The following is a 24,688-nucleotide window of genomic DNA, read 5'->3' on the forward strand; positions in this document are numbered from 1 at the left end:
GTCTAACTAGCGACGAATTTACGACGCAGGACACTAGCCAACTGGCGGGCCCAGGCGACTGCGGACCCGGGTGACTGGCCTGGGCAGGCGCGGCCTTGGGCAGGCGGCCTCGGCCGCTGACGGCCCGCCATCGGGGCTCGGCAGCGGGGCCCGGCGCATTCTCGGCCCGGCCACGGTTCTCGGCGGCGGAATGCGACCCCGCTACCCGGCCAGCTCCTTGCCTCCCTGCTCAGCCAGCTCCTTCTCCGCCGGGGTGCGGAACTTCGGCACCACTCGCGCCTCCCCCAGCCAGGCGCTCAGCCGGGAGGCCTCGGCGTCCACCGCGGCGGTCTTCTCGGTTCCGATGTCCTCCAGCAGGCGGACCGCGACTTCTCCCGACGGGCGGTGGCACCAGGCTCCGACGATGCGGCCGTCGCTCCAGACCGTCGGGCCGATGTTGCCGCTGCGGTCGAACAGGGCGGGGCGGTGCGGGCCGACGTACCAGTCTCGGTACTGCCAGCCCATCGCGGTCGGGTCCAGCGCCGGGAGCAGGGAGATCCACGGGTCGGGGGCGGCGACGGGGGCCAGGTCGCCGGGCAGGGCGATCGCTGGTTCGCCGTCCAGGTCGACCTCGGCGGGGGCGACGGCGGTCAGGGCCTTTTTCGTCTGACCTGCCGTCCAGCCGGTCCACCAGCGGAGGTCGGCGACCGGGGCGGGGCCGAAGGCGTGCAGCCATCGGCGGGCCAGGGCGGCTCGGGCTTCGTCTTCGGAGAGGCCTGCCCAGTCGGGGGGCCCGCCGATGGTGCCCAAGCCAGAGCCGTTCGGTTGTCCGGCGGTGCCGGGTCGGGAGCGGCCTGGTCCGCTGGTTCCAGAACCCGAGCCCGCGACGTCGGGAACGGAGTGGCGCGGATTCCCAGCAGTAGAGCCCGGCGAGTCGGCGGGAACGAGCGCGGGGCTGCCGGACCCAGCGCCGGTTTTGCCTCCACGGCCAGCGCCAGAACCAGCCGACCCCTCGGCGTTCGCCAGCCAATCCGTCAGCGGGGACCAGTGGTACTGCGTGCTCTGCCAACTCCCCCGCGGGCGTCCGCGCACGATGTGGCCTTCCGCAGCCAGCTGGAACAGCACCCGGCTGGTGACGTTGCCGATCGACTCGTACGGTTTTCCCTTCGCCATCAGCAGTTGCTGCCGCAGGCGCGGTTCGTCGTCCGCCAGTTGCTGGGCGGTCGCCGATCCCCTGGCGCGCAAGGCTTTTTCGACGCTCGCCATGACCTCGTCCAGCCATTCGCCAGGACGCGCGACATTCTCCGGATGGCCCAGGGTGCCCAGCTGCTTCTCGAGCAAGCGGCGTTGCCGGGCGGCGACGTCGTATGAGCACGCGGCTTGCACCGCACCGGCAGTGGCGACGTCGGTGACGAAAACGGTGCGCCGCATGCCGAGGATGCGCAGCAGGGTGCGCCGGGAGTACAGCGCGTCCTCTACGTCGGCGATCGAGACGTCACGCACGCGCGACCAGGCGGACAGGTACACCGAAGCGGGATCGGTGGCGTGCAGCGCGACGACGCCGTCGACTGCTTCCTCGACGGTCGTCGCCCGTGCCGCGAGGTGGTGGCGTATGCCGAGGCGGGCCCGGCGTTGGGCGAGGGTCATCTTCACGGCTTGATTCCTACCAGCTAGGTCCGACAAAAAACGCATCGGCGCTGGTCAGGAGGATGCGAGCAGAGCATCGCGCACGTGGTTCCGGAACCAGGCCTGGGCGGGATCGGCTGCCGTCCGGGGATGCCAGGCCAGGCCCAGTTCGACGGGCGGCAGGTCTAGCGGGATGGCGAACGTCAGCAGGCCCAGAGCGGCCAGCAACGGGTCCAGCCAGCCTGCGATGCCGATGGTCACCAGGTCGCTTTCGCTCGCCAAAATCAGGGCGCTCGGGTGGCCGGGGACGACCGCGGCGACTCGGCGGCGCAGGCCCAGCCGGGCGAGGGCGGCGTCGATCGGGCCTTGTTGCTTGCCTCGGCGGGAGATGCCGATGTGGTCGGCGGTGGCGAAGCTGACCGGATCGATGGGGGCGGAGAAGAGCGGATTCCCTTGGCGCGCAATGCCCAGGACCGTCGAGTGCACCAACGGCTCCGTGCGAGTTTCCGGGTCGTGGTGACCGGCGGCGCCGATTTCCAGGTCTACCCGGCCGTCGCGCAAGGCTCCGCTGTCCTCTATGGACTCCGGGACGAAGATGACCTCGACGTGCGGGGCTTCGGCGCGGAGGCGGGCGGTCAACGAACCAGCCAGGCCGCTCACGACCAGGTCGGTCGCCTGGACGGTGAACGTGCGGCGGAGGTCAGCGGGGACGAAACCAGGGCCGGGGCCGAGGATGCGGTCGGCGCGGTGCACCAGGGTGGCGACTTCGTCTTTCAGTTCCAGCGCGCGCGGGGTCGGTACTAGGCCTTGACCTGCGCGGACCAGCAAGGGATCGCCGGCGGCGCGGCGCAGTTTGGCGAGAGTTCGGCTCACCGCGGCGGGCGAGCTGCCCAGTCTGGCCGCGGCGCGCGTGACGCTGCCTTCCTGGAGCAGGACGTCCAGCACGCGCAAGAGGTTCAGGTCCATGGCCGTCCCGGAAGGTTTGCGTTCAGCGGAAGAATTCCATGCCGATTCTTGCATCGACGCGCAATCCGCGGCCGCCCAGAGTGGATCTCGTAGCCGAACACAAAGGAGAGAGCCAATGCGAGAAGCGATACTCGCGGTCGCTGGAGCGAAGGGGCCGGCGGTCGCCTTCTTCGACGTCGGGTCCGGGAAGCATCTCGGCACCGTCGAGGTGCCTGCGCAGCCGCACGACCTGTGCTTCGACCCCGTCCACCGCCTCGTCTGGACCGCGAGCGCGTACCGCCACGGGGCGTACCACAGCCATGGCGAACGAGCGACCGAGCTGACCGCGATCGATCCGGATTCGCGCGAGGTCCTGGAGGTCGTCGATCTCTCGCCGGATCACGCGCCGCACGGTCTGGCAATCGATGCGACGCGAGGGCTGCTGTACGTGACGGTCGAGGCCGGTCCGGAAAGCGAGGGCGCCCTGGTGGTCGTCGATACCGCGACGCGGCGGCCGGTCCGGCATCTCGCGACCGGTGCGCCGGGGCCGCATTGGGTCGCGATCAGCCCGGACGGGCGGCGCGGGTTCGTGACCAACAAGGAAGCGCCGTTCGTGTCCTTTGTGGACCTGGACAGCGGCGAGGTCGAGAAAATCTCCGTGCCCGGCAGTGAAGGGCTGGAGGTTTCCCGGGACGGCAAGCAGCTGTACGTCGCGGCTCCGTATCTGGAAAACGGGACCGAGCCGGTTCGCGCGGCACCCGGGATCCGGGTGTTCGACGCGGTCACCGGGACTCTAGAAACCCTGTTGCCGACGGAACGTCCGGTGCTGCCGATCCATTGCACGGCGTCCGGCGAGGTGCTGGCCGCCGAACTGGGCGGGCGGTTGCTGGCGTTTTCGGCGACCAGCCACGAGCTGCTCGGCTCGATGGAGCTGCGGACGGAGTTCCCGCTGGCCATTCTCGCCGACCCGGACGGCCGGATCGCGTTCGTGTCAGGGGCGGCATCGACCGAGGTGGAGGTCATCGATCTCGAGACCCGCACACTGGTGACCACATTGGACACTGAAGCGGCCGGGGCGGCAGGCGGTCACGGGCTGGCGTACGTGCCCGTCAGCTGACGGGTCTCGGCGCGCGGTGTGCCGCCTGGGCAGACCGCGCGCCAGCCGTCAGGCCGGTTGTTCTTCTTCGGCAGACGAGTCCACTGCGGGAGCGGAAGGCCCCCGGCTGAACATCCGCGTCGCCGAAAGCCGGGCGACCCCGTCCGGGTCCCCGAGGTCGTCGAGGGAATTCCGGATCGTCGCGTCCACCGACAGGTACTTCCGCCCGGCCCGCAGGTCCGCGTCGTTGCGCAGCCGCACGATCAGCGGGAATTCCGCCAGCGCGCCCGCGTCGAACAAGCCCGTCGTGTAGATCAGCTGCACGCCCAGCGCCTCCGCGACGGCCCGCTGCAGTTCCAGCAGGTATCCGGCGGACGCACGGCCGATCGGGTTGTCCAGGAACAGCACGCCCGAATGCCGGTTCCGTGCCTTGCCCCGGTTGTTGGCGCGCAGCGCGGCGAGCGTGCAGTACAGGATGATCGCCGCGGTCAGCTGCTGGCCGCCGGAGAACACGTCGCGGATTTCCGACACCCGCTGGCGTTCGGTGCGCAGCACGGAGTCCGGCTTGAGCATGTCGACCCGATACCCCTTGGGCGCGGCGACGTGCACCCCGCGCAGCACCAGCGACAGCCCGTCGCGCTTCACGTCGCGGCCGTCGGCGGTCTTGCCCGCGGCCGCCTCGTCGACGACCTCGCCCAGTTTTTCCGCCAGCACATGGTCTTCCAGCTCGGTGAACCGGATCCGCAGGAATTCCTGGCCGGACCAGTCGCCGAGCCCGTCCGGCAGCCGCGACACCCGCTGCGCCGACCGCAGGGTGCGCAACGCGCCTTCGACCATCCCCTGCAGCCGCGTGATGATGCCGCCGCGGTGCCGGTCGATCTGCGCGAGGTCGTCGGTGAGGGTCCGCAGCCGAGGGCGCAGCGCCTCGCTCCATTCCGCCGCGTGCGCGGGAAGCTGGTCCCGCTTCACGGAAATCACCTGCTGCCGCACCGGAGTGCTGAGCTTTTCGAACCGCTTCTCGGTCGCGTATTGCGCCAGCTGGTCCGCCGCCGCGCGCACCCGCCGGTCGCCGGAATCGGCCGCCGACTGCGCGTCGTTCAGGACGGTGTTGAGCTGGTTGTACCGGGTCCGCGCGGACTCGACGTCGCCGTCGTAGGCGTCCGCGGGTTCCTCGGAACGCAAGTGCGCCAACGATTCCGACAGCAACCCGAAGCCGGACGCCGAAGCCTTGCCCGCTTCCAGCGTCGCTTCCGCCGCCGCTCGGCGCTCTTGCAGTTCTTCCCATTTCCGGGCCGCCGCAGACACTTCCAGCGAAGCCGCGTCGATCAGCTCGAGGCCGTGCTCGATGTCGCGCGGCCGCTCGGCCGGAGACGCGACGCCGGTCTGCAACGGCAGCACGTCCAGCTCCGCCCGCCGCGTCGACACCTGCCCGATCGCCTCGGTGCGTTCCTCCTCCAGCACGTCGACGACCCGCCGCGCCCGCGCCAACGCCGCCGCCCGGGTGGAAGCGTCCGAGCCGTCCGGCGTCTCCAGCAACGCCCCCGCGCGCACCCGGACTTCTTCGTCCAGCGCTTCCAACGCCGACGAGGCCGCTGCCTCAGCGGATTCCGCCTGCTCCAACTCGGCCCGGAGATCGCTGCCGACCTCAACCTTCGCGTAAGACTCGGAAGCCGACACAAAGGTGCGCCGCAACGCGTCCACCGGTTCCGAAGGCGCTTCGACGTCCTCCGGCAGCTCGGCCGCGCCAGGCACCTCAGCCAGCTCGGACCGTGCCGTCGTGACCGTGCGACGGTGTCCGTCAGCGGTCCGCTGCTCCTCCGCCGCCTGCTCGCGCAACCGCGCCGCCCGGGCCGACGTCTCAGCTGCCGACGTCTCCGCGCGTTCCGCGATTTCCGTTGCCCGCTCGACTTCTTCGGTCCACTCCGCGACGCGTGCGGCCCGAGTGGACAGCTCGCCGAGCCGACGTGCCTTCTCCTCGGCTTCCGCTGCCGCGGTCCGCAACGCGGGAACTCGCTCCCGCAAGGCAGTGATTTTTTCGCTCAACCGGGCGAATTCCGCCTCGGCTTGCGCGAGCGCGGTCTGCGCGGTCTCCCGGGCGACGCGAGCGCTTTCAGCCTGCTCAGCAAGCGTCCCGATCGCCCCGGCCGGATAGTCCTCGCGCCAGGTGGTCAGCTTCCACGTCAACGCGCCATCGGCCGCCAGCGACTCCGACAGCTGCTCCAGCCGACGCTGCCGTTCGGCGTGCCGCTGCGCCACGGCTTCCCGCTCGGTGTCCGCGGCTTCCTCGTCGTACATCGCCGGGTTCGGCGGCACGAGGAACTCGACACCCGCAGCGGCCGGACCGTCCTTTTGGAACGCGTCCGTGGTCCCGACCGCGATCACCGCGCTCGGCAGCAGCCGCGAAGCCGCCAGCACTTCCCGCGCCCGCTTCACCTGCGCCGCGTCGTTCAGCAGCACACCGGCGACGAGCTGCGGCATCCGCTCCAACACTTCGTCGCGCCGCACCGAGTCCAGTTTGGACAGATAACGCCAGCCAGACCACGCGGTGATTCCCGCCTGCTCCAGCGCATCCAGCGAGGCCTGGACGTCCTCCGGCGGCGGCAGCAGCCCGCCCGATCCGAGCGCAGCCAGCGCTCGTTCGTCGGCCGACTCCTCCATCCGCAGCGCGGTCTGTTCCTTCTCCACCGCCGCACTCGCGTCGCGCAAGCGCTGCAGCAGCACCGGAAGATCGCTCTCCAGCTTGACGTCGTCCGCTCCGAGCAGCTCCATCAACCGCGGTTCGGCGGCCAGCGCGTCGGTCCGCCGGTGCGCGCGTTCGAGGTCTTCGGCCGCCCGCACGAGACGGTCCTGAGTGGACCCGGCGAGCTGATGCGCCTCGTTCACCGAACGCTGCGCCGCTTGCAGATCCTCGCCGACGCGGTCGAGTTCCTGTTCCCGGCGAACGGATTCCGCCGCCGCGGCCTCGGCTTCGGCGCGCGCCGACCGGGCCGCTTCGGCGACATCCGCCCCGGAGGTCAACAGTCCACTTCGGACCGACTCGGAAATTTCCTCGCGCAGCTCAGCAATCCGCGACGACAGTCCACGCGCCTCAGCCCGGCGACCAGCAGCCAGGTTCGCCGCCTCATCCCGCTCGACCTGCGCCTTCTCCGCTTCGGCACGCAACGCGTCCGCGTGCGCCTCGGCTTTGTCCGCCTGCCGCTGCGCGTCACGAGCCAGCGAAAGCAAACCGCGCCCCAGCGCGACCGCCGCCGCATCCCGGGCGGCCAACGCGGGCTTCGCCTTCTCCTCACGGTTTCCGACCAGCTCACGCAGGTCTTTCGCCTTGCGCGCAGCGTTCAACCGGTTCAGCACGGTCGCGGTTTCGCGCCACGCTTCCGCCTGCGTCTTCGCCTCGGCCAGCTCGCCGTCGACGCGCTCGCGTTCGATCTGCGCTTCTTCCAGCCGCAGCACCGCGACCAGCCGCCGCAGCTCGGTGACGCCCGCGGTCAGCCGCCGATGGTCGCCCTCGGCGAGCTTTTCCGCACTCCGCACTTCCTCGACGTGTTCTTCCAGCCCCGACAGCCGCGCGTTCTCCAGCTCGTTGCGCGCGTGGATCCGCCCGGCCAGCTCGCCGAGATCCTCGCGCGCCGATTCGGCGATCCGGCGCGAAGCAGCGGCCACGCCTTCCTCCTCGGCCAGCGGACCGAGCAGTTCCAGCGCACCCTCGACGAATTCCTTCTCCGCCATCAGATCGCCGCGCTGCGCGAGGTTGTTCGCGTACGTCGACACGACCTCGGCGAGATCCTTCGGCTCGTCCTCGGACAGCACCGCGCGCAGCAGGAACTCCACGAACGCCTCGTCGGTGGAGAACTGGAACGCGTCGGCCGCCTCGCCCTCACCGGCGTTCATCGCGCGCTGGTAGCGGAACAGCTCGGTGTCGAGGCCGAGCTGGTCGAGCCGCCCGGTCCACTCGTGGTGCCGGCGCGTCCAGAACAGCTCCAGCTCCGGTTCGGCCATCGCCGCGCCCGCGATCCGGTCGTGGAACCCGGACATCGTCAGCAGGCGGCCGTCCTCGGTCAGCGGCAGCGAATCGAGCGCGACGTCGGCGGTCGGGCGGAAGCAGTACCAGGAGTCGACGAGGTTTTCCGAGTCCGCCGACGTCACGTGCCCGCGCCACTCCGACACCTTGCCGGTGATCACCCGCTGGCCGGTCTCGACGTGCAGCCACTCCAGCACCACGTGCGCGACGTCCTTGGCCGTCACGAACTTCTCCAGCACCTTCGTGCTCGTGGTGCCGACGACCTGGCGCCGCCCGGGCAGCATCACCGAGAAGATCAGCTTGATCAGCACGGACTTGCCGCCGCCGTTCTCCAGGAACAGCACGCTCGCCGGCGACGGGCGGCGCACCGGCCCGCCGGCGTGGATGCCCGCGGAGAACAGCGCGTCCTGCTTCGGCGCGGTGATCGTGGCCCCGACGCCGCTGAAGTCCAGCACCACGTCCTGGTACCGGGCGCCCGCCGGGCCCACCGAATGCAGGCGGACCCGCGAAAGCTCGTACATTCCCGTCCCCTCTTACTGCAGCGTGTCCGAGGCCGTCGCGCGCAGCGTTCCCCCGGCCCCGGCGACCGCGACGACGTCGAGCGCGAGCAGGTCGTCGAACGCGGCGTCCGCGGCCAGCTCCCGCACCTGGATCTGATACCGCGGCGTCGTGCGGTAAGTGCCGCCCTGCTCGTCGCTCACCTGCACCAGAAAGCCTTGATCGGCAAGGAATCGCAGCGCCCGCGACACCATGCCGCGCGTGGTGTCCGCCGCCATCCGGCCGTCCTTCGTCGCCGCCGCGGCCGGACGTCGAGCGTACGCGCGCCACGCCTGCTCCAGCTCCGGCGCGTCCGCGAGCGGGTCGTTGTTCGCCTCGGCCAGCTGTGCCCGCTCGTCGAGCACCCGCGCTGCTTCGCGGACCATCGCGTCGACCTGCTCGACGCTCACCCGGCCGATGTAGGTGTCGTTGGCCAGGTCGTCCGGCCGCGGGTAGCCGAGCGCGGCCGTCGCGAGGTGGATCAGGCCGTGCAGCACCTTTTCCGTCTCGCGCCGCTCGCGGATCTTGGCCTGCCGCGCGTAGCTGTCCATCTTGATCTCGAAGACGGACTCGTCGGTGGCCGCGAGCACGCATCCGGCCTGCTGCGTCACCTCCAGCACCATCAGCCCGAGCCCGGACGCGACCGCGTGGGTGAGCGCCTTGAACGCGTTGTCCTCGCCGTAGCGGCGCACCAGCTCGCCGTACACGACGTCGCGGGCGGGCAGCTGCTTCGGGCGCATCCCGAACGCGACGAGGCGCGCGGCGGCCTCGGCGTCGACGCTCGTGTGCGTCACCGGCATCAGGCGACCTCCTCGGTCTCGTCGTCAGCTCGTTCGACCTCCGCGGTGATCAGCAGCAGATCGGCCCCGCCGAACTCCGGGTCGTCGAGCAGGGTGCCGTCGTCGACGGCGAGCAGCACCTGGCGTTCCCCCTGCCGGCGCGCCGCGCCGACCTCGGGACTGTAGGCGTGCAGGGCACGCAGCGCGACCAGGGACGCCAGGTTCGGCTGCCCGGAGCGGCGCGCGTCCTCCAGCAGCCCGGACAGCCGGCGCGGCACGTCGGGCAGGTCGAGCAGGTCGTCGGCGAGCCGCCACACGTCGTCGCCGAAGCGGTCGGTCACCTCGGCGGGCACCAGCTCCGGCTCGGGCACCTCGCCGACCAGCTGATCGCGCTCCGGGGCGGGCCGCAGCAGCAGCGACACCAGCGAGGACAGCGACGGCACGACCGGCGTCGTGATCCCGGCGACGGCGTGGAAGAAGTGCTCGGCGGGCGCGGTGGCATCGGCGAGCGGCAGCCCGAGCGTCGGCATCAGGAGCTGGCCGAACAGGTCGATCGTGGCTCGCTGCGGCGGTCCGGAGAACTGCTGGCGGTCCTGTTCGGCGCGGAAGACCGCGCCCGCGTCGGCCAGCCGCGACTGGAGCCGGGTGTGCCGCCGGATGCAGTCGGCGACGATGTCGACCAGTTCGGCGGCGCGGCGCTTGTGGTCGGCGTCCTCGGATTCGTCGCGCGCGGTGGTGATGTTCTTCAGGATCGCGTTCTCCGCGCGGAACCGGGACTCGATGTGCCCGAGCGCCGATTCGATCAGCTCCGGCACCTCGCTCTCCCAGTCGACCGCGCGCACGTCGCGGCGGGTCGCGTCAAGCTTCGCGCGCAGCGTCTCGCCGTACTGCACGGTGCGGTAGCGCGCCTGCTCCGCGGCGAGCTTCGCGTCGGCGAGGCGGCCGCGGTTGATCAGGTTCTCCAGCTTCACCTCGGCCGCGATCTGCGCCGACTCGACGTCCGTGTCCAGCGCGCCGACCAGCACGTTGATCGCCTCGTCGGTGGCGCGCAGGTACACCTCGCCGTCGGGGGCGGCCAGTTCGACCAGCAGCTTGAAGTCGAACTGGCGGCGCTGGTAGCCGCCGGGGCCGAGCGAGCCGTACACGCGCCGGAAGCCGCGGTCGGTGGTGCCGACGTTGATCAGGTTGTCCAGCACCCACTTCGCCACGCGCACGTGCTCTTCCGGCATCCGCGAGGGCGCCTGCAGCGAGATGAACGGCAGCAGCCGGTCGATGACCTGGTCGTGACCCGCGCCGGTGTCGAAGTCCATCGCGATGGTGACCTGGTCGATCGTGTGCAGCGCGATCTCGGCCATCTGGTACACCGTCGCGTCGGCCCAGTCGAGCTTCGCCTTGCGCGCGTCGAGGTCGTGCAACGGCGCGGTGCAGGCGAGCGCCTTCAGCCGACGGGTCAGCCCCTCGTCGGCGAGCCCAGCGGCGCCCATCTCGTCGTATCGCACAGCAGGTCAGGCTAGTCGGCCCGGCCGGGAGCCCGCACACGCGGACGGCTAGCGTGGCGGGCATGCGGGAGATGACCAGGGCGGAGTGGTGGAAGTTCGCGAGCGAGGGCACGCGGACCGGGATGCTGGGGATCGTGCGGGCCAACGGGGCCCCGGTCGTCACGCCGGTGTGGTTCTTGCTGAACGAGGGGCCGAACGGCGACGAGCTGATCTTCACCACCGGCACGGACACGCTCAAGGGCAAGGCCCTGCGCCGCGACGCGCGGCTCTCGCTCGCGGTGGACGACCAGCGGCCGCCGTTCTCGTACGTCCAGTTCACCGCCGAGGCGGAACTGCACCACGACTACGACGAAATGCTGGAGTGGGCCACCCGGCTCGGCGCGCGGTACATGGGCGAGGAGAACGGCCCGGCCTACGGCAAGCGCAACGCCGTCCCCGAAGAATCCCTCGTCCGGGCGAGGATCACGAAGGTGATCGCGCGGGCGGACATCGCCGGCTTCTGACCTACCCGTTCTTTCTGCGTGCGCTCCGCGGCCACGGCTGCGGAGCGTAATGCCGCGATCGCACTATTGACACCGCACCTGCCGAGGGTGTGTGATCTGTCCCGATAAATAGGAAACTTTCCTAACGAAGACCGTGCAGTTCCCCGCCGCCGCCCCGATCCCCCTCAAGCAGGAGGCCCCCGTGGCACGACGCTCGACGTTGAGCGCGCTGTTCGCCGGTACCGCGGCGACCGCGCTCGGCTGCGCACTGCTGACCCCCGTGACCGCCACCGCGGCCACCGGGGATTACGAGTCCGAGGACGCGACGCTCTCCCAGGCCAAGATCGCCACGAACCACTCCGGCTACTCCGGCAAGGGATTCGTGGATTTCGAAAACCTCGTCGGCAGCTACGCCGACTACTCGGTCAACGCGGCACAGGCCGGCACGCACACGCTGACTTTCCGCTATGCCAACGGAACCGCTGACGACCGGCCGATGAAGCTCGTGGTCGACGGCGGCGACAAGGGCACGGTTTCCTTCCCCGGCACGGGTTCCTGGACGACATGGAAGACCGTCACCGCGACCGTCCAGCTCACCGCGGGCGTCAACCACGTGCGCACCGTTTCGGCGTCCGCGAACGGCGGGCCCAACACCGACAAGATCACCGACAGCTTCAGCGCCCCGGTCGACACCGAGCCGCCGACGCCGCCGAAGAACTTCCAGGCGTCGAACATCCGGCCCACCGCGGCCGATTTCCGCTGGGACGCGGCGACGGACAACGTCGGCGTCACGCGGTACGAGATCAACCGCGGCGGCAACACGCTGAAGGTCGTGGACGGCAAGACCACCTCGGCGACCGTCGACCAGCTGACGCCGAACACGTCGTACGACATCTCGGTCATCGCCTACGACGCGGCGGGCAACCCGTCCCAGCCGAGCAACGTCGTCGGCGTGAAAACCCCGCCCAGCGACGACAAAACCCCGCCGAGCGTGCCCGGTTCGCTCAAGGTCACCGGCAGCACTTCGGACAGCATTTCGTTGTCCTGGAAGGCTTCCACCGACGACAGCGGCTCGATCGCGGGCTATGACGTGTACCAGGGCGGCACTGTCGTCTCGACCACCTCGCAGACTTCGGCGACGGTCACCGACCTCAAGCCGAACACGTCCTACACGTTCACGGTGAAAGCCCGTGACCCCAACGGAAACGCCTCCGCGGCGAGCAACGCGGTCACCGCGAAGACGACCAGCAGCAGCGGCGCGGGCGGCGGAATCCCGTCGTACGACAAGGACATCGCGAAGGTCGACCTCGGCTGGGCGGTCGGTTTCCTGCCGAACGGCAACGCCTTGGTGACCGAACGGGACCGGTTCGAGCTGCTGCAGATCACCCCGGACGGCAAGAAGACGACGCTCGGCAAGATCCCCGGCGTGGTCACCACGAACGGCGAGGGCGGCCTGCTCGGGCTGGCGATTTCGCCGCAGTGGAACACCGACCACGCGGTGTACCTGTACCACACGTCGTCCAGCGACAACCGGATCGTGAAGGTCACCTACGACGGCGCCACGCTGTCGAAGACCACCACGCCGGTGCTGACCGGGATGTCGAAGAACCAGTACCACAACGGCGGCCGGATCGCGTTCGGCCCGGACGGCAAGCTGTACGCCACCGTCGGCGACGCGAAGGTCAAGGCCAACGCGCAGAACAAGAGCTCGCTCAACGGCAAGATCCTCCGGCTCAACCCGGACGGTTCCGCGCCGAGCGACAACCCGTTCTACGCCACCGGCGGCAACGCGCGGTACGTCTGGAGCTACGGGCACCGCAACCCGCAGGGCCTCGCCTGGGATTCGCAGGGGCGGCTGTGGTCGTCGGAGTTCGGCGAGAGCAGCCAGGACGAGCTGAACCTGATCCAGAAGGGCGGCAACTACGGCTGGTCGGCGTGCGAGGGCACGATCGGCGACTGCAAGGGGACGATCGCGCCGAAGAAGACGTGGCCGACCTCGCAGGCCGGGCCGTCGGGCATCGAGATCGTGAACGACTGGATCTACATCGCGGCGGTGACCGGCAAGCAGTTGTTCGCGACGCAGATCAAGGGCGACAGCATCGGCACCGTGTCGGCGGTGTTCTCCGGCCGCTGGGGCCGGCTGCGCTCGGTGACCAAGACGCCGGACGGGCACCTCTGGGTGACCTCGACGAACAACGACAAGCTCGGCGGCACGCCGGACACCATCGACAACGTGGTGGTGCAGCTGAAGTTCCCCGGCGCGGCGTTCGCCGGATAAAGCCGCGGCAGGGGTGACCGGAGCGGCGCCGGTCACCCCTGCCGCACCTTATTCTTTCACCAGTTCGTAGCAGCGGATCCGCGCCTTCGCGTCGAAGACGGGCACCGTGACCATGATTTCGTCCGCGCCGGTCTGCTTCGCCAGCTCCGCGAGCCGCGCCTGGACCTGCTCCCGCTCGCCGTACGCCTGAGCCGCGCGGAAGTGTTCGAGCTGCGGAACCATCTCCGGCGCGAACTCGTACCCGGCGGCCTCGTCCGGCGTGAGCATCGGCTGGTCTCCCCCGCCGCCGGTGAGCAGATGGGACTTGAGGACGTTCATCGGCCCGGAGAGGTATTCGGCTTCGGCCTCGGTGTCCGCGCAGATCGTCTCGACGCACAACAGCACGTACGGCTCGGAGCGCCACTTCGACGGCCGGAACTTCTCCCGGTACCGCTCCAGCGAGGGCGCCGTGTTGTCCGGCCGGATGTGATGCGCGAACGCGATCGGCAACCCGCGCTCAGCCGCCGCCTCCGCGCCCGCCGGACTGGAACTGAGCAGCCACGGCTCCGGCACGGTCACCCCGCCGGGGAGGACCTTGTCGCTGCCGAGGTGCTTCAGGAGCTCGTCGACGTCAGCGTGATAGTCGGCTTCCTGGGCTGGCTCGGCTCCGCGGCGCAGCGCGCGGATGATGTCCGGATCGAGCGCGCCCGGCCCCCGTCCCACCCCGAGATCGACCCGGCCGCCGTTGAGCGCGGACAGGGTGCCGAACTGCTCCGCCAACGCGAACGGGGCGTGATTGGGCGCGAGAACGCCGCCGGACCCGACCCGGACCCGGGACGTCACCGCGCCCGCGTGCGCCGCGAGCACCTGCGGGGAGGCACTGGCGATGGCCGGGGAACCGTGGTGCTCGGCAAACCAGAGCCTGCGGTAGCCGAGCTCGTCGACCCGGCGCGCGACGGCGGAGAGCGGTTCGAGCGCCGCGGTGGCCGACTGCCCGGCCTCGACCAGCGCGAGTTCAAGTGCGGAGAGCGGCAGATCGATCATGCCCCCTACGGTAGCGAAGACGGTGGTGTGGCGGGGGTGATTTGTCCACTGTGGACGAAGTCTTGACGACCGGGACGGGTCTCGCGGTGGGGCGGGCAGGTGCTGTGGAAAGCGCAGGGTGGGGTGGGGCGTGGTGCGGAAGGCGTAGCGGGAGGTTCGCGGGGCAAGGGATGATGCCGGGCTCGGCCAGCGCGGCGAGGTTCTTCGGCATGCGCACCCTCGTGAGCGCTTTTGCCGGTTAGAACCGGCATGAACACTCACGAGACTCCCGCCAACGATCGGGCAGGCCTCCGGCGACCGCGGCTGGTCTTCCGACGCGGCTTCTTGTCGCGGATCTTGGCGGGCCGATCCTCGCCAGCAAGCCGCCTCGGCTGGTGGCTCCGCAACTGGGCTGCTCCGCCCTCGCAAGCCACTGCGAACGGATCAGGCTGGCCGCCAGACCACGCGACCGGGCGAAGCGGGTGCCCGCCTGAGAAAGCCGCAAACCGGGCCGGACAAGCCACTGCGAAGGGATGAAGCAGACCTCGCCCTTCCCGGGCCAGCGACCGGGCGAAGCGTGCTTCCGCCCGAGAAGCCGCAAACCGGGGCCGGGCACGCCACGGCAAAGGGATGAAGCAGGCCCCTCCCTTACCCCAGCGACGCGCGAAGCAGGCTTCCCGCTGAGAAGCCGCAAACCGGGCCACGCAGGCCACTCGCCCAAACCACCGCGGCGGGGCTAGGCCGTCGCGAACCAGGACCCCGCCGTCAAGCGCGTCAGGCTTCTTCTTCCAGCATTTCCGGGGTCACCGCCGATTCGGTGTCCGGGATGCTCAGCTCCTTCGCCCGCTTGTCCGCCATCGCCAGCAGCCGGCGGATCCGTCCGGCCACGGCGTCTTTCGTCATCTGCGGGTCGGACAGCTGGCCCAGTTCCTCGAGCGACGCCTGGCGGTTCGACAGGCGCAGACGTCCGGCGGCGAGCAGGTGGTCAGGAGCGGTGTCGCCCAGGATCTCCAAGGCGCGTTCCACCCGGGCGGCCGCGGCGACGGCGGCGCGGGCCGAGCGGCGCAGGTTCGCGTCGTCGAAGTTCGCGAGGCGGTTGGCGGTCGCTCGCACTTCCCGGCGCATCCGGCGTTCTTCCCACTGCAGCACGCTCGTGTGCGCGCCCAGACGGGTCAGCAGGGCGCCGATGGCGTCGCCGTCTCGGACCACGACCCGGTCCGCGCCCCGTACCTCCCGGGACTTCGCTTGGATGCCCATCCGCCGCGCCGCGCCGACCAGGGCCAAGGCCGCTTCCGGGCCGGGGCAGGTCACTTCCAGCGAGGACGAGCGGCCCGGTTCAGTCAGCGAACCGTGGGCCAGGAAGGCGCCGCGCCAGGCTGCTTCGGCGTCGGCCACCCCGCCGGACACCACGGCGGCGGGCAGGCCTCGCACGGGGCGGCCGCGCTGGTCGATCAAACCCGTCTGGCGCGCCAGGCCCTCGCCGTCCTTCACCACGCGCACGACGTAGCGCGTCCCCTTGCGCAGGCCGCCGCTCGCGGTGATCACGTGGACGTCCGAATGATGTCCGTACAGCTCGTGGATCTCCTTGCGCAGCCGCCGCGCGACCGAACCCGTGTCCAGCTCCGCTTCGACCACCACCCGGCCGGCCACGATGTGCAGCCCGCCCGCGAAGCGAAGCAGCGACGCGACCTCCGCCCGGCGCGGCCCGATCTTCGTGATCTCGAGCCGGCTCAGTTCGTCTTTCACCGCGGCGGTCATCGCCATGTACTGCCCCTCCTGCCTTTCGCTGCGCGCCCGCCGTCACCCACAGTGCTCCCCGCCGAGGCCGAGTGCCTCTCGCATGCACTGGGCGAGCGCACCAGGATCATGCCGTCCCGCCACGACCGGGTCGGCCACCGCCCCCAGGCAGGCCCTCGCCCCGAGGCGTTCGGCCGCCCGGCGCAGGCTTGCCGGGTCAGGGACGGAATCACGGTCCGCGACGACGGCGTCGACCCGCAGCGCGGGCGCGTGCTCGAAGAGTACGTCCAGATGCCGCTCCGGGGAGAATCCGCCGGTTTCCCCCGGTTGGGGGACCAAGTTCAGCACGACGACCTTCGTCGCCGTCGTGCGCACGAGCGCGTCGTGCAGATCCGGGACCAGAAGATGCGGCAGCACGCTGGTGAACCACGAGCCGGGACCGAGGAACACGACGTCCGCCTCCAGCACCGCCTCGATCGCCTCCGGGCAGCCCCGCGGCGGACGCTCCTGGCGGCCGGCCGGGTGCAGCGTGATGCGGTGCACCTGGCCGGGCGTGCTGGCGACCGCGACCTGGCCGCGGATGCGCCGGATCGCGTCCGGGTCCTCGCTGTCCAGGCCGCTGACCTCGCCCTCGATCTCCAGCGGCTCCGGCGACATCGGCAGCACCCGGCCGGAGATGCCCATCAGCCTGCTCGCCTCGTCGAGCGCGGCCACCGGGTCGCCGAGCACCTCGAACAGCCCGGCGAGCAGCAGGTTGCCGACCGCGTGCCCGGCGAGCGCGCCGTCGCCGCCGAAGCGGTGCTGGAACACCTCCGCCCACAGCCGCCCGCCGTCCTCCGCGGCGAAGGCGGCGAACGCCTGGCGCAGGTCGCCCGGCGGCAGCAGCCCCAATTCGCGCCGCAGCCTGCCGGACGACCCGCCGTCGTCGGCCACCGTGACCACCGCCGTGACGGCGCGGGTGATCCGCCGGAGCGCGGTCAGCGTCGCGTGCAGCCCGTGTCCTCCGCCCAGCGCCACCGCGCGCACGTCACTCCCGGCCAAGATCCCGGTGCACCACCTTTACTGCCATGCCGTCCTCATTGGACAGTCGCTGGGCGAGTTCCTCGGAGATCGCGACGCTGCGGTGCTTGCCGCCGGTGCAGCCGACCGCGAGCGTCAGGTACCGCTTGCCCTCGCGCTTGTAGCCCGCGCCGATGAGCCGCAGCAGCTGGTGGTAGCGGTCGAGGAATTCCTCGGCGCCTTCCTGGGACAGCACGTAGTTGCGCACCTCGCCGTCGAGGCCGGTGTGCTCGCGCAGCTCCGGGATCCAGAACGGGTTCGGCAGGAACCGCACGTCCATCACCAGGTCGGCGTCCATCGGCAAACCGTACTTGTAGCCGAAGGACAGCACGGTGACGCGGGTCTGCGTGCTGGCCTCGGAACCGAACGCGTCCTCTATTTTCGCGCGCAGGTCGTGCACCGACAGCGCGGACGTGTCGAGCACCAGGTCGGCTTCCTCCCGCAGCGGCGAAAGCAGTTTGCGCTCGGCGGTGATGCCGTCGGCGAGCCTGCCGTCGCCCTGCATCGGGTGGCCGCGGCGGACCGACTCGAAGCGGCGCACCAGCACCGCGTCGGTGGCCTCCAGGAACAGCACGCGCGGCTTGTACCCGCGCGCGTCGAGGTCCTTGATGACCGAGGCGAGGTCGTCGGTGAACGCGCGCGAGCGCACGTCCATCACCACCGCCACCTTCGTGATCGCCCCCCGCGCCTGCGCGCCGAGCTCGACCATGGTGGCGATCAGCTCCGGCGGCAGGTTGTCGACCACGAACCAGCCGAGGTCCTCCAGGCATTTGGCCGCCGTGGAGCGGCCCGCGCCGGACAGGCCGCTGACGACCGCGACCTCCATCCCGCTGCCCCGCTTTTCCTCTTCCGCACTCACGTCTGTGCTTCCTTCCCGATCACGACCCCTGGTCCCCTCCCGGTACTGCCCGCGGTGCGGCGCCGGTCTCCCCGGCCAGTGCCGCCACCACGGCCTCGGCAGTGCGCCTGCCGAAGCCGGGCACCGCTTCGATTTCCTCGACCCGGGCCTGTTTGAGCTTTTTCACCGAGCCGAAGTGCTTGATCAGCGCGGTGCGCCGAGCCTGCCCGAGTCCGGGCACACTGTCCAATTCGGACGTCTGCATGCGCTTGGCGCGCTTTTCGCGGTGGTAGCGAATGGCGAACCGGTGCGCCTCGTCGCGAAGGCGCTGCAGCAGATACAGCGCGTCGGACGTGCGCGGCAGGATCATCGGATCCGGTTCGCCGGGCAGCCACACCTCTTCGAGCCGCTTCGCGAGCCCGACGACGGCGATGTCGGTGATGCCCAGTTCGGCGAGCACGTCCGCGGCCGCGGTGGCCTGCGGGCCCGCGCCGTCGACGACCAGCAGGTTCGGCGGGTAGGCGAACTTGCGCGGGCGGCCGGTCTCCGGGTCGATCCCGGCGCGCACCGGCCGGACCGCCTCGTCCGCGGTCTCCGACGCGGTTTCCGTTGCCTCCTCGGCGTTTTCGGCCGTTTCCTTGAGGTACCGGTAGAACCGCCGCCGCACGACCTCGGCGATGGACGCGACGTCGCCCTCCGTCGCCGCTTCGCGCAGCGCGAACTTGCGGTACTCGGACTTGCGCGGCAGCCCGTCCTCGAACACCACCAGCGACGCGACGACGTCGCTGCCCTGGATGTGGCTGATGTCGATGCATTCGATGCGCAGCGGCGCGCTGTCGAGCGCCAGGTAGTCCTGGAGCTCCTGCAGCGCCGCGGACCGTGCGGTGAGATCGCCCGCGCGGCGCAGTTTGTGCTGGGTGAACGCTTCCTTGGCGTTGCGCTCCACCGTTTCCGCGAGCGCCTTCTTGTCTCCGCGCTGCGCGACCCGCAGCCGTACCCGCGACCCGCGCAGGCCGGACAGCCACTCCGCGACCGCGTCGGCGTCCGCCGGCAGCTCCGGCACCAGCACCTCGCGCGGGACGACCGGACCGGTCTCGACGTCGTCGCGGCCCGCGCGGTCGGATTCCTCACCGTAGAACTGGGTGAGGAAGTGGTCGACCAGCGCCTGGACGTCCATTTCCTCGGCCTTGTCGATCACCCAGCCGCGCTGCCCGCGCACGCGCCCGCCGCGCACGTGGAACACCTGGACGGCGGCTTCCAGCTCGTCGTGCGCGAACGCGACGACATCGGCGTCCGTGCCGTCGCCGAAGACCACGGCTTGTTTCTCCATCGCGCGCCGCAACGCGCCCAGATCGTCCCGCAGCCGCGCGGCGCGCTCGAACTCCAGCTCCTCGGAAGCGGCGGCCATCTCGCGTTCGAGCCGCTTCACCATCGCGTCCGTGCGGCCGGCGAGGAAGTCGCAGAAGTCCTCGACGATCGCCCGGTGCTCGTCCGCCGACACCCGGCCGACGCACGGAGCCGAGCACTTGTCGATGTAGCCGAGCAGGCACGGCCGCCCGATCTGCCCGTGGCGGCGGAAGACGCCGGCGGAACAGGTGCGGGCGGGGAACACGCGCAGGAGAAGGTCGAGCGTCTCGCGGATCGCCCACGCGTGCGAGTACGGCCCGAAGTAGCGGACGCCCTTCTTGCGCGCGCCGCGGTAGACGTGCAGCCGGGGGAACTCCTCGTTCAGCGTGACCGCGAGGACCGGGTAGCTCTTGTCGTCGCGGTAGCGGACGTTGAACCGCGGGTCGAACTCCTTGATCCAGTTGTACTCCAGCTGGAGCGCCTCGACCTCGGTGCCGACGACGGTCCACTCGACGCTCGCCGCGGTGGTGACCATCTGCCGCGTGCGCGGATGAAGGCCGGACAGGTCGGCGAAGTACGAGTTGAGCCTGCTGCGGAGGCTCTTCGCTTTGCCGACGTAGATGACCCGCTTGGCGTCGTCGCGGAACTTGTAGACGCCAGGCGAGTCCGGGATGCTCCCCGGCTGAGGTCGGTAGGTGGTCGGATCAGCCACGTGCCCCACTGTATGGCGAGGGTCCGACAGTTTCCGTGAGACCCCTTGCTGCGGGCAGGGGTGCCGGGCCGCGACGTTCGCGAGCGACAGTGTGCTCGCGTCCCCTGGCGGTCGTGCGGCGGAAGGCGTCCCGAGGCACGGAACTGGCCTGCCGTAGCCTAGCCTCGCCGACCCGCCGAACGATCAGGAGCAGCCATGACCGTCCGCGTCGCCACCTGGAACGTGAACTCCATCGTTCCCCGGCTGCCGCGCGTGCTCGACTGGCTCGACAGCACCGCTCCGGACGTTCTGTGCCTTCAGGAGCTCAAGAACACCACCGAAGCCTTCCCCGCCGACGAGATCACCGCGCGCGGGTACGAGGTCGCCGCGTACGGGCTGGGGCGGTGGAACGGCGTCGCGATCCTCTCGAAGATCGGGCTCGACGACGTGGTGCGCGGGCTGCCGGGCGAACCGGGCTTCGACGGGAAGGCCGAGGCGCGCGCGATCGGCGCGACGTGCGGCGGGATCCGTGTCTGGTCGGTGTACGTGCCGAACGGGCGCGAGCCGGAAAACCCGCACTACGCCTACAAACTCGAGTGGTTCGAGAAGCTCGGCGACCTCGTCGGCGAAGAACTGAACCACGCGCGCCCGTTCGCGGTGCTCGGCGATTTCAACGTCGCGCCGACCGACGAGGACGTCTGGGACATCTCGCTGTTCGCCGAATCCACGCACGTCACCGAGCCCGAACGGGCCGCGCTCAAGAAGCTCCGCGACGCGGGACTGTCCGACGTGTTCCCGCGGCCGCTGAAGTACGACCACCCGTTCACATACTGGGACTACCGCGGCGGGAACTTCCCCAACAACAAGGGAATGCGCATCGACCTCGTCTACGGGAACGAGGTTTTCGCCAAGGCGGTCACCGATTCCTACGTGGATCGCGAAGCCCGCAAGGGCAAGCAACCGTCCGACCACGCGCCGATCGTCGTGGATCTGGAGCTGTAGGAGAAACTCAGGCCTCGGTGGCGGCGCGGTGCAACCGGCGCAGCGCGCGCACCGCCGTCACCGCGCGCTCCCGGTCCACTGCCTGCACGGCCATCACCGAGAAGTACTCGTCGTCCGGCAGCTCCAGCCGGGCCCACGAAGCCCCGTCCGGGAAGCTGATCGACAGCACCTGATCCCAGGTGAAGACCCGCCGCGCCAGGACGTTGCGGACCTCGATGCCGGTGGCGTCCGCGCGGACGCGGGCGTTGCCGAACAGCATCGTGCCCGCCGACAGCGCGACACCGATGCCGATCATCGCGATCTGGTCCGACGCCTCGAACACGACGCCGGTGTGCGAACTGCGCAGCAGGACCGCCACCACCACGAACGCCGCGAGCAGCGCCACCGCGAGCACGCTGCACATGATCAGCGCCCGGCGCGGCCGGATCACCAGGGCGGTCTGCTGCTCGGTCATCACGCTCACACGAATCCCCGCTCGGTCCACGGCTTGCCGAGACCGCGCAGCACGTGCGCGGTGTCGAGCGCCGCCACGGCCGCCTCGTAGCCTTTGTCCTCCACAGAGCCGGGCATGCCGGAGCGGTCCAGCGCCTGTTGCTCGGTGTCGCAGGTCAGCACGCCGTTGCCGACCGGGGTGCTCTCGTCGAGCGCGACCCGGGTCAGACCGGCGGTGACCGCGTCGCACACGTACTCGAAGTGCGGAGTGCCGCCGCGGATCACGACGCCCAGCGCGACGACCGCGTCGTGGTTGCGCGCGAGCGCCTGCGCCGCGACCGGAAGCTCCACCGCGCCCGCCACCCGGATGACCGTGGGCTCTTCCTCGAGCCCGGCGTCCTTCGCCGCGGCGAGCGCGCGCTCCAGCAGCACGTCGGTGATCTTCGCGTTCCACCGCGTCGCGACGACCGCCAGCCGCAGGGACTTGCAGTCGCGCAGGTCGAGCGCGGCTTCCGGCCGCCCCTCGCCGCTCATCGCGTGGTGTCCTCCTCGGTGCCCGGGTCGGACGCGCCGACCTGGTCGTAGTGCTCGAGCTGGCTGAGGTCGTGCCCCATCCGGTCGCGCTTGGTGCGCAGGTACCGCAGGTTTTCCGGGTTCGGCGAGATCGGCAGCGCGACCCGCCCGGTGACGCGCAGGCCGTAGCCCTCGAGGCCGACCCGCTTCGCCGGGTTGTTCGTGAGCAGCCGCATCGACCGGACGCCGAGGTCGCACAGGATCTGCGCGCCGGTGCCGTAGTCGCGCGCGTCCGCCGGGACGCCCAGCGCCAGGTTCGCGTCGACGGTGTCCGCGCCCGCGTCCTGCAGCTGGTAGGCCTGCAGTTTGTGCAGGAGGCCGATGCCGCGGCCCTCGTGCCCGCGGATGTACAGCACGACCCCGCGGCCCTCGTCGGCCACCTTCTGCAGCGCGGCGTCCAGCTGCGGGCCGCAGTCGCAGCGCAGCGAGCCGAACACGTCGCCGGTGAGGCATTCGGAGTGCACCCGGACCAGGATGTCCTCGCCGTCGCCGACCTCGCCGTAGACGAAGGCGACGTGCTCGATCCCGTCGAGCAGGCTGTCGTACCCGACCGCGCGGAACTCCCCTGCGGCCAGCGGGATCCGCGCCTCGGCGACGCGTTCGACCTGCTTCTCGGTGCGCCGCCGGTAAGCGATGAGGTCCGCGATGGAGATGATCTTGAGGTCGTGGTCGGCGGCGAACACTTCCAGCTCGTCGCGCCGGGCCATGTCGCCCTCGTCCTTCTGCGACACGATCTCGCAGAGCGCGCCCGCCGGGTGCAGACCGGCCAGCCGGGCCAGGTCGACCGCGGCCTCGGTGTGACCGGGCCGGCGCAGCACGCCGCCTTCCTTGGCGCGCAGCGGCACCACGTGCCCGGGTCGGCGGAAGTCCTTCGCGGTGGCTTCGGGGTCGGCCAGCAGCCGGGTGGTGTGCGCGCGGTCGGTGCCGGAGATGCCGGTGCTGATGCCCTCCGCCGCGTCGACCGTGACGCTGTACGCGGTGCCGCGCTGGTCCTGGTTCGTGTGGTACATCGGCGGCAGGTCGAGCCGGTCCGCCTCGGATTCGGTCAGCGCGACGCACACGTAGCCCGAGGTGTAGCGCACCATGAAGGCGAGCAGCTCCGGCGTCGCCTTCTCGGCGGCGAAGATGAGGTCGCCCTCGTTCTCGCGGTCCTCGTCGTCCACGACGACCACCGCACGCCCGGCGGCGATGTCCGCGATCGCCGCCTCGATGGCGTCCACGTCGACCGCCGCGCCTGCTCCGCACGGGGTCCATCCGGTCTGCGGCTCGGCCGCCTTCGTCTCGCTCACGGGTGCTCCTTCGCTGCCGCCGCCGGGTGGATGTCACACATTGTGCGCGTTCGCCGCCACGTGTGGCGCAGTGAGCTTCTCCACGTACTTCGCGACGACGTCCACTTCGAGGTTCACGTGGTCGCCTTCCTGCCGCCTGCCGAGGGTCGTCACCTCGAGCGTGGTGGGGATCAGAGCGACCGAAAACCGGTCCTCGGCGATGCTCGCGACGGTGAGCGAAACGCCGTCGACGGCGATCGAACCCTTCTCCACGACGTACCGCGACAAGGCCGGGGGCAGGGAGAACGTCGTCACGCCGCGCTCGTCGCGGGAGAGGAAGACGCCGGTGCCGTCCACGTGGCCCTGCATGATGTGCCCGCCGAGCCGTCCGCCCGCCGGGGTCGCGCGCTCGAGGTTCACCGCGTCGCCGACGGCCACCTTCGCGAGGCTCGAACGCTGGAGTGTTTCGTTCACCACATCGACGGTGAACTCGCCGCCGGAGACCGTGACGACGGTCAGGCAGACGCCGCTGACCGCGATCGAATCGCCGTGGCCCGCGTCCGAGGTGACCAGCGGGCCGCGGACGGTGAGCCGAGCCGCGTCGGTGAGCTGCTCGACCGCGGCGACCTCGCCGACCTCTTCGACAATTCCCGTGAACACTGCTGCCTCCTCGCCCGGCCGCCGTCTTCGGCGACCCCTCCATCCAACACCCGCCCGGCCCGGGAGCTTCCCCGGCCGGAGCGTCAGCCGACGCGGAGGCGGGCGGCCTGTTCGCGCAGCGCGGCGACGGCGCGGCCCGGGTCCTCGGCCCCGTAGACGGCCGAGCCCGCGACGAAGCAGTCGACGCCCGCTTCGGCGGCCTGTTCGATGGTGTCGGAGTTGATCCCGCCGTCGATCTCGACGACCAGCTTGAGGTGCCCGGTGTCGACCAGCCTGCGCGCGGTGCGCACCTTGTCGAGCACGTCGGCGATGAACGACTGCCCGCCGAAGCCCGGTTCGACCGACATGACGAGCAGCGTGTCGTAGTGCTTGAGGGTTTCCAGGTGCGGCTCGAGCGGCGTGCCCGGCTTGACCGACAGGCCGGCCTTCGCGCCCGCGGCACGCAGGTTCTTCGCCAGCATGACCGGGTCCGCGGCGGCTTCCACGTGCACCGTGACGTTGTACGCGCCGGCCTCGGCGTAGCCGATCGCCCAGCGGTCCGGGTCGTCGATCATCAGGTGGCAGTCGATGGGGACGTCGGTGGACTTGAGGATCGACTGGACCACCGGCAGGCCGAGCGTCAGGTTCGGCACGAAGTGCGCGTCCATGACGTCCACGTGCACCCAGTCGGCCCGGGTCTCCCCGGGGCGCGCGACGGCCGCGATCTCCTCGCCGAGCTTGGCGAAGTCGGCGGACAGGATGCTGGGTGCGATGAGAGGTGAAGCCACGACCCGAGTGTAAAAGGACCCGGTTCCGGCCTGTTCACCGGCCGTGACCGCACCGGAGTTCGCTTTACGGACA

19 protein-coding genes are annotated in these 24,688 nt (G+C 70.7%); 4 read left to right on the top strand and 15 right to left on the bottom strand.

What is annotated here, in order from left to right:
• Positions 1-201: 201 nt before the first annotated feature.
• Entirely contained in the window at positions 202-1,626 is a 1,425-nt protein-coding gene (locus EIZ45_RS27215; protein WP_240690771.1) for a winged helix DNA-binding domain-containing protein, read from the bottom strand.
• Between the two features lie 54 nt (positions 1,627-1,680).
• Positions 1,681-2,571 carry a LysR family transcriptional regulator gene (locus tag EIZ45_RS27220; protein WP_134666268.1) on the bottom strand — a complete coding sequence of 297 codons (891 nt, stop codon included), beginning with the start codon at positions 2,569-2,571 and terminating at the stop codon, positions 1,681-1,683.
• 115 nt (positions 2,572-2,686) lie between these two features.
• Here EIZ45_RS27220 and EIZ45_RS27225 point away from each other — a divergent pair, with 115 nt between their 5' ends.
• Positions 2,687-3,667, top strand: coding sequence for a YncE family protein (locus EIZ45_RS27225; protein ID WP_134666270.1), 981 nt, complete (start codon positions 2,687-2,689; stop codon positions 3,665-3,667).
• A gap of 48 nt (positions 3,668-3,715) precedes the next feature.
• On the opposite strand, the gene EIZ45_RS27230 is transcribed toward EIZ45_RS27225, so the two are convergent.
• Genes EIZ45_RS27230 through EIZ45_RS27240 form a run of 3 tightly spaced genes read right to left on the bottom strand, consistent with a single transcriptional unit; the run spans position 3,716 to position 10,464 of the window.
• The gene (locus EIZ45_RS27230; protein WP_134666272.1) at positions 3,716-8,185 is read right to left on the bottom strand and encodes a hypothetical protein; all 4,470 of its coding nucleotides are present in this window, start codon (positions 8,183-8,185) and stop codon (positions 3,716-3,718) included.
• Between the two features lie 12 nt (positions 8,186-8,197).
• Positions 8,198-9,001, bottom strand: a complete 804-nt coding sequence (locus tag EIZ45_RS27235) for a hypothetical protein (RefSeq protein ID WP_037814632.1) — start codon at positions 8,999-9,001, stop codon at positions 8,198-8,200.
• The gene (locus tag EIZ45_RS27240; protein ID WP_134666464.1) at positions 9,001-10,464 is read right to left on the bottom strand and encodes a hypothetical protein; all 1,464 of its coding nucleotides are present in this window, start codon (positions 10,462-10,464) and stop codon (positions 9,001-9,003) included. The genes EIZ45_RS27235 and EIZ45_RS27240 overlap by 1 nt, the downstream gene beginning before the upstream one ends.
• Before the next feature lie 77 nt (positions 10,465-10,541).
• On the opposite strand from EIZ45_RS27240, the gene EIZ45_RS27245 reads away from it, so the two are divergent.
• Positions 10,542-10,982: a PPOX class F420-dependent oxidoreductase gene (locus tag EIZ45_RS27245; RefSeq protein ID WP_037814629.1), complete on the top strand. Its 441-nt coding sequence runs from the start codon at positions 10,542-10,544 to the stop codon at positions 10,980-10,982.
• A gap of 181 nt (positions 10,983-11,163) precedes the next feature.
• Entirely contained in the window at positions 11,164-13,239 is a 2,076-nt protein-coding gene (locus EIZ45_RS27250; protein WP_134666274.1) for a PQQ-dependent sugar dehydrogenase, read from the top strand.
• A gap of 48 nt (positions 13,240-13,287) precedes the next feature.
• Here the strand turns inward: EIZ45_RS27250 and EIZ45_RS27255 are convergent, their stop codons facing one another.
• The 5 genes from EIZ45_RS27255 to uvrC all read right to left on the bottom strand — a co-directional run bounded on the left by EIZ45_RS27255 (position 13,288) and on the right by uvrC (position 19,934).
• Positions 13,288-14,262 carry an LLM class flavin-dependent oxidoreductase gene (locus EIZ45_RS27255; RefSeq protein ID WP_134666276.1) on the bottom strand — a complete coding sequence of 325 codons (975 nt, stop codon included), beginning with the start codon at positions 14,260-14,262 and terminating at the stop codon, positions 13,288-13,290.
• Between the two features lie 753 nt (positions 14,263-15,015).
• Positions 15,016-16,005 carry a DNA-binding protein WhiA gene (gene whiA / locus EIZ45_RS27260; RefSeq protein WP_093574335.1) on the bottom strand — a complete coding sequence of 330 codons (990 nt, stop codon included), beginning with the start codon at positions 16,003-16,005 and terminating at the stop codon, positions 15,016-15,018.
• Between the two features lie 36 nt (positions 16,006-16,041).
• A complete protein-coding gene (gene yvcK / locus EIZ45_RS27265) occupies positions 16,042-17,004 on the bottom strand; it encodes a uridine diphosphate-N-acetylglucosamine-binding protein YvcK (protein WP_043827416.1) in 963 nt (320 codons plus the stop codon).
• Position 17,005: 1 nt separating this feature from the next.
• The gene (gene rapZ, locus EIZ45_RS27270; RefSeq protein ID WP_020658140.1) at positions 17,006-17,863 is read right to left on the bottom strand and encodes an RNase adapter RapZ; all 858 of its coding nucleotides are present in this window, start codon (positions 17,861-17,863) and stop codon (positions 17,006-17,008) included.
• 52 nt (positions 17,864-17,915) lie between these two features.
• On the bottom strand, positions 17,916-19,934 hold the full coding sequence (gene uvrC, locus EIZ45_RS27275; RefSeq protein ID WP_078870526.1) for an excinuclease ABC subunit UvrC: 2,019 nt from the start codon (positions 19,932-19,934) through the stop codon (positions 17,916-17,918).
• Positions 19,935-20,129: 195 nt separating this feature from the next.
• Between uvrC and EIZ45_RS27280 the strand changes: the two genes are divergently transcribed.
• Positions 20,130-20,915, top strand: a complete 786-nt coding sequence (locus tag EIZ45_RS27280) for an exodeoxyribonuclease III (RefSeq protein WP_134666278.1) — start codon at positions 20,130-20,132, stop codon at positions 20,913-20,915.
• A gap of 7 nt (positions 20,916-20,922) precedes the next feature.
• Here the strand turns inward: EIZ45_RS27280 and EIZ45_RS27285 are convergent, their stop codons facing one another.
• The 5 genes from EIZ45_RS27285 to rpe form a co-directional block, all read right to left on the bottom strand.
• A complete protein-coding gene (locus tag EIZ45_RS27285) occupies positions 20,923-21,369 on the bottom strand; it encodes a PH domain-containing protein (protein WP_037814999.1) in 447 nt (148 codons plus the stop codon).
• 5 nt (positions 21,370-21,374) lie between these two features.
• The gene (gene ribH, locus EIZ45_RS27290) at positions 21,375-21,881 is read right to left on the bottom strand and encodes a 6,7-dimethyl-8-ribityllumazine synthase (RefSeq protein WP_037814621.1); all 507 of its coding nucleotides are present in this window, start codon (positions 21,879-21,881) and stop codon (positions 21,375-21,377) included.
• Complete coding sequence (locus EIZ45_RS27295; protein ID WP_134666280.1) at positions 21,878-23,209, bottom strand: bifunctional 3,4-dihydroxy-2-butanone-4-phosphate synthase/GTP cyclohydrolase II; 1,332 nt, start codon at positions 23,207-23,209, stop codon at positions 21,878-21,880. Before EIZ45_RS27295 ends, ribH begins: the two co-directional genes overlap by 4 nt.
• A gap of 33 nt (positions 23,210-23,242) precedes the next feature.
• A complete protein-coding gene (locus tag EIZ45_RS27300; protein ID WP_134666282.1) occupies positions 23,243-23,848 on the bottom strand; it encodes a riboflavin synthase in 606 nt (201 codons plus the stop codon).
• Between the two features lie 83 nt (positions 23,849-23,931).
• A complete protein-coding gene (gene rpe, locus EIZ45_RS27305; protein WP_134666284.1) occupies positions 23,932-24,615 on the bottom strand; it encodes a ribulose-phosphate 3-epimerase in 684 nt (227 codons plus the stop codon).
• Positions 24,616-24,688 lie beyond the last annotated feature (73 nt).

Origin of the sequence: Amycolatopsis sp. CFH S0740, assembly GCF_004522315.1 — a bacterium.
GTDB classification, from domain to species: Bacteria; Actinomycetota; Actinomycetes; order Mycobacteriales; family Pseudonocardiaceae; genus Amycolatopsis; species Amycolatopsis nivea.

Bases quoted from the DNA above. Each gene is read 5' to 3' on its own strand.
- EIZ45_RS27240 (WP_134666464.1), bottom strand. From the start codon at position 10,464: ATGGGCGCCGCTGGGCTCGCCGACGAGGGGCTGACCCGTCGGCTGAAG.
- ribH (WP_037814621.1), bottom strand. From the start codon at position 21,881: ATGAGCGGCGAGGGGCGGCCGGAAGCCGCGCTCGACCTGCGCGACTGC.
- rapZ (WP_020658140.1), bottom strand. From the start codon at position 17,863: ATGGAGGTCGCGGTCGTCAGCGGCCTGTCCGGCGCGGGCCGCTCCACG.
- whiA (WP_093574335.1), bottom strand. From the start codon at position 16,005: ATGGCGATGACCGCCGCGGTGAAAGACGAACTGAGCCGGCTCGAGATC.
- EIZ45_RS27235 (WP_037814632.1), bottom strand. From the start codon at position 9,001: ATGCCGGTGACGCACACGAGCGTCGACGCCGAGGCCGCCGCGCGCCTC.
- EIZ45_RS27285 (WP_037814999.1), bottom strand. From the start codon at position 21,369: ATGACCGAGCAGCAGACCGCCCTGGTGATCCGGCCGCGCCGGGCGCTG.
- EIZ45_RS27225 (WP_134666270.1), top strand. From the start codon at position 2,687: ATGCGAGAAGCGATACTCGCGGTCGCTGGAGCGAAGGGGCCGGCGGTC.
- EIZ45_RS27230 (WP_134666272.1), bottom strand. From the start codon at position 8,185: ATGTACGAGCTTTCGCGGGTCCGCCTGCATTCGGTGGGCCCGGCGGGC.
- EIZ45_RS27280 (WP_134666278.1), top strand. From the start codon at position 20,130: ATGACCGTCCGCGTCGCCACCTGGAACGTGAACTCCATCGTTCCCCGG.
- EIZ45_RS27220 (WP_134666268.1), bottom strand. From the start codon at position 2,571: ATGGACCTGAACCTCTTGCGCGTGCTGGACGTCCTGCTCCAGGAAGGC.
- EIZ45_RS27245 (WP_037814629.1), top strand. From the start codon at position 10,542: ATGCGGGAGATGACCAGGGCGGAGTGGTGGAAGTTCGCGAGCGAGGGC.
- EIZ45_RS27215 (WP_240690771.1), bottom strand. From the start codon at position 1,626: ATGACCCTCGCCCAACGCCGGGCCCGCCTCGGCATACGCCACCACCTC.
- EIZ45_RS27255 (WP_134666276.1), bottom strand. From the start codon at position 14,262: ATGATCGATCTGCCGCTCTCCGCACTTGAACTCGCGCTGGTCGAGGCC.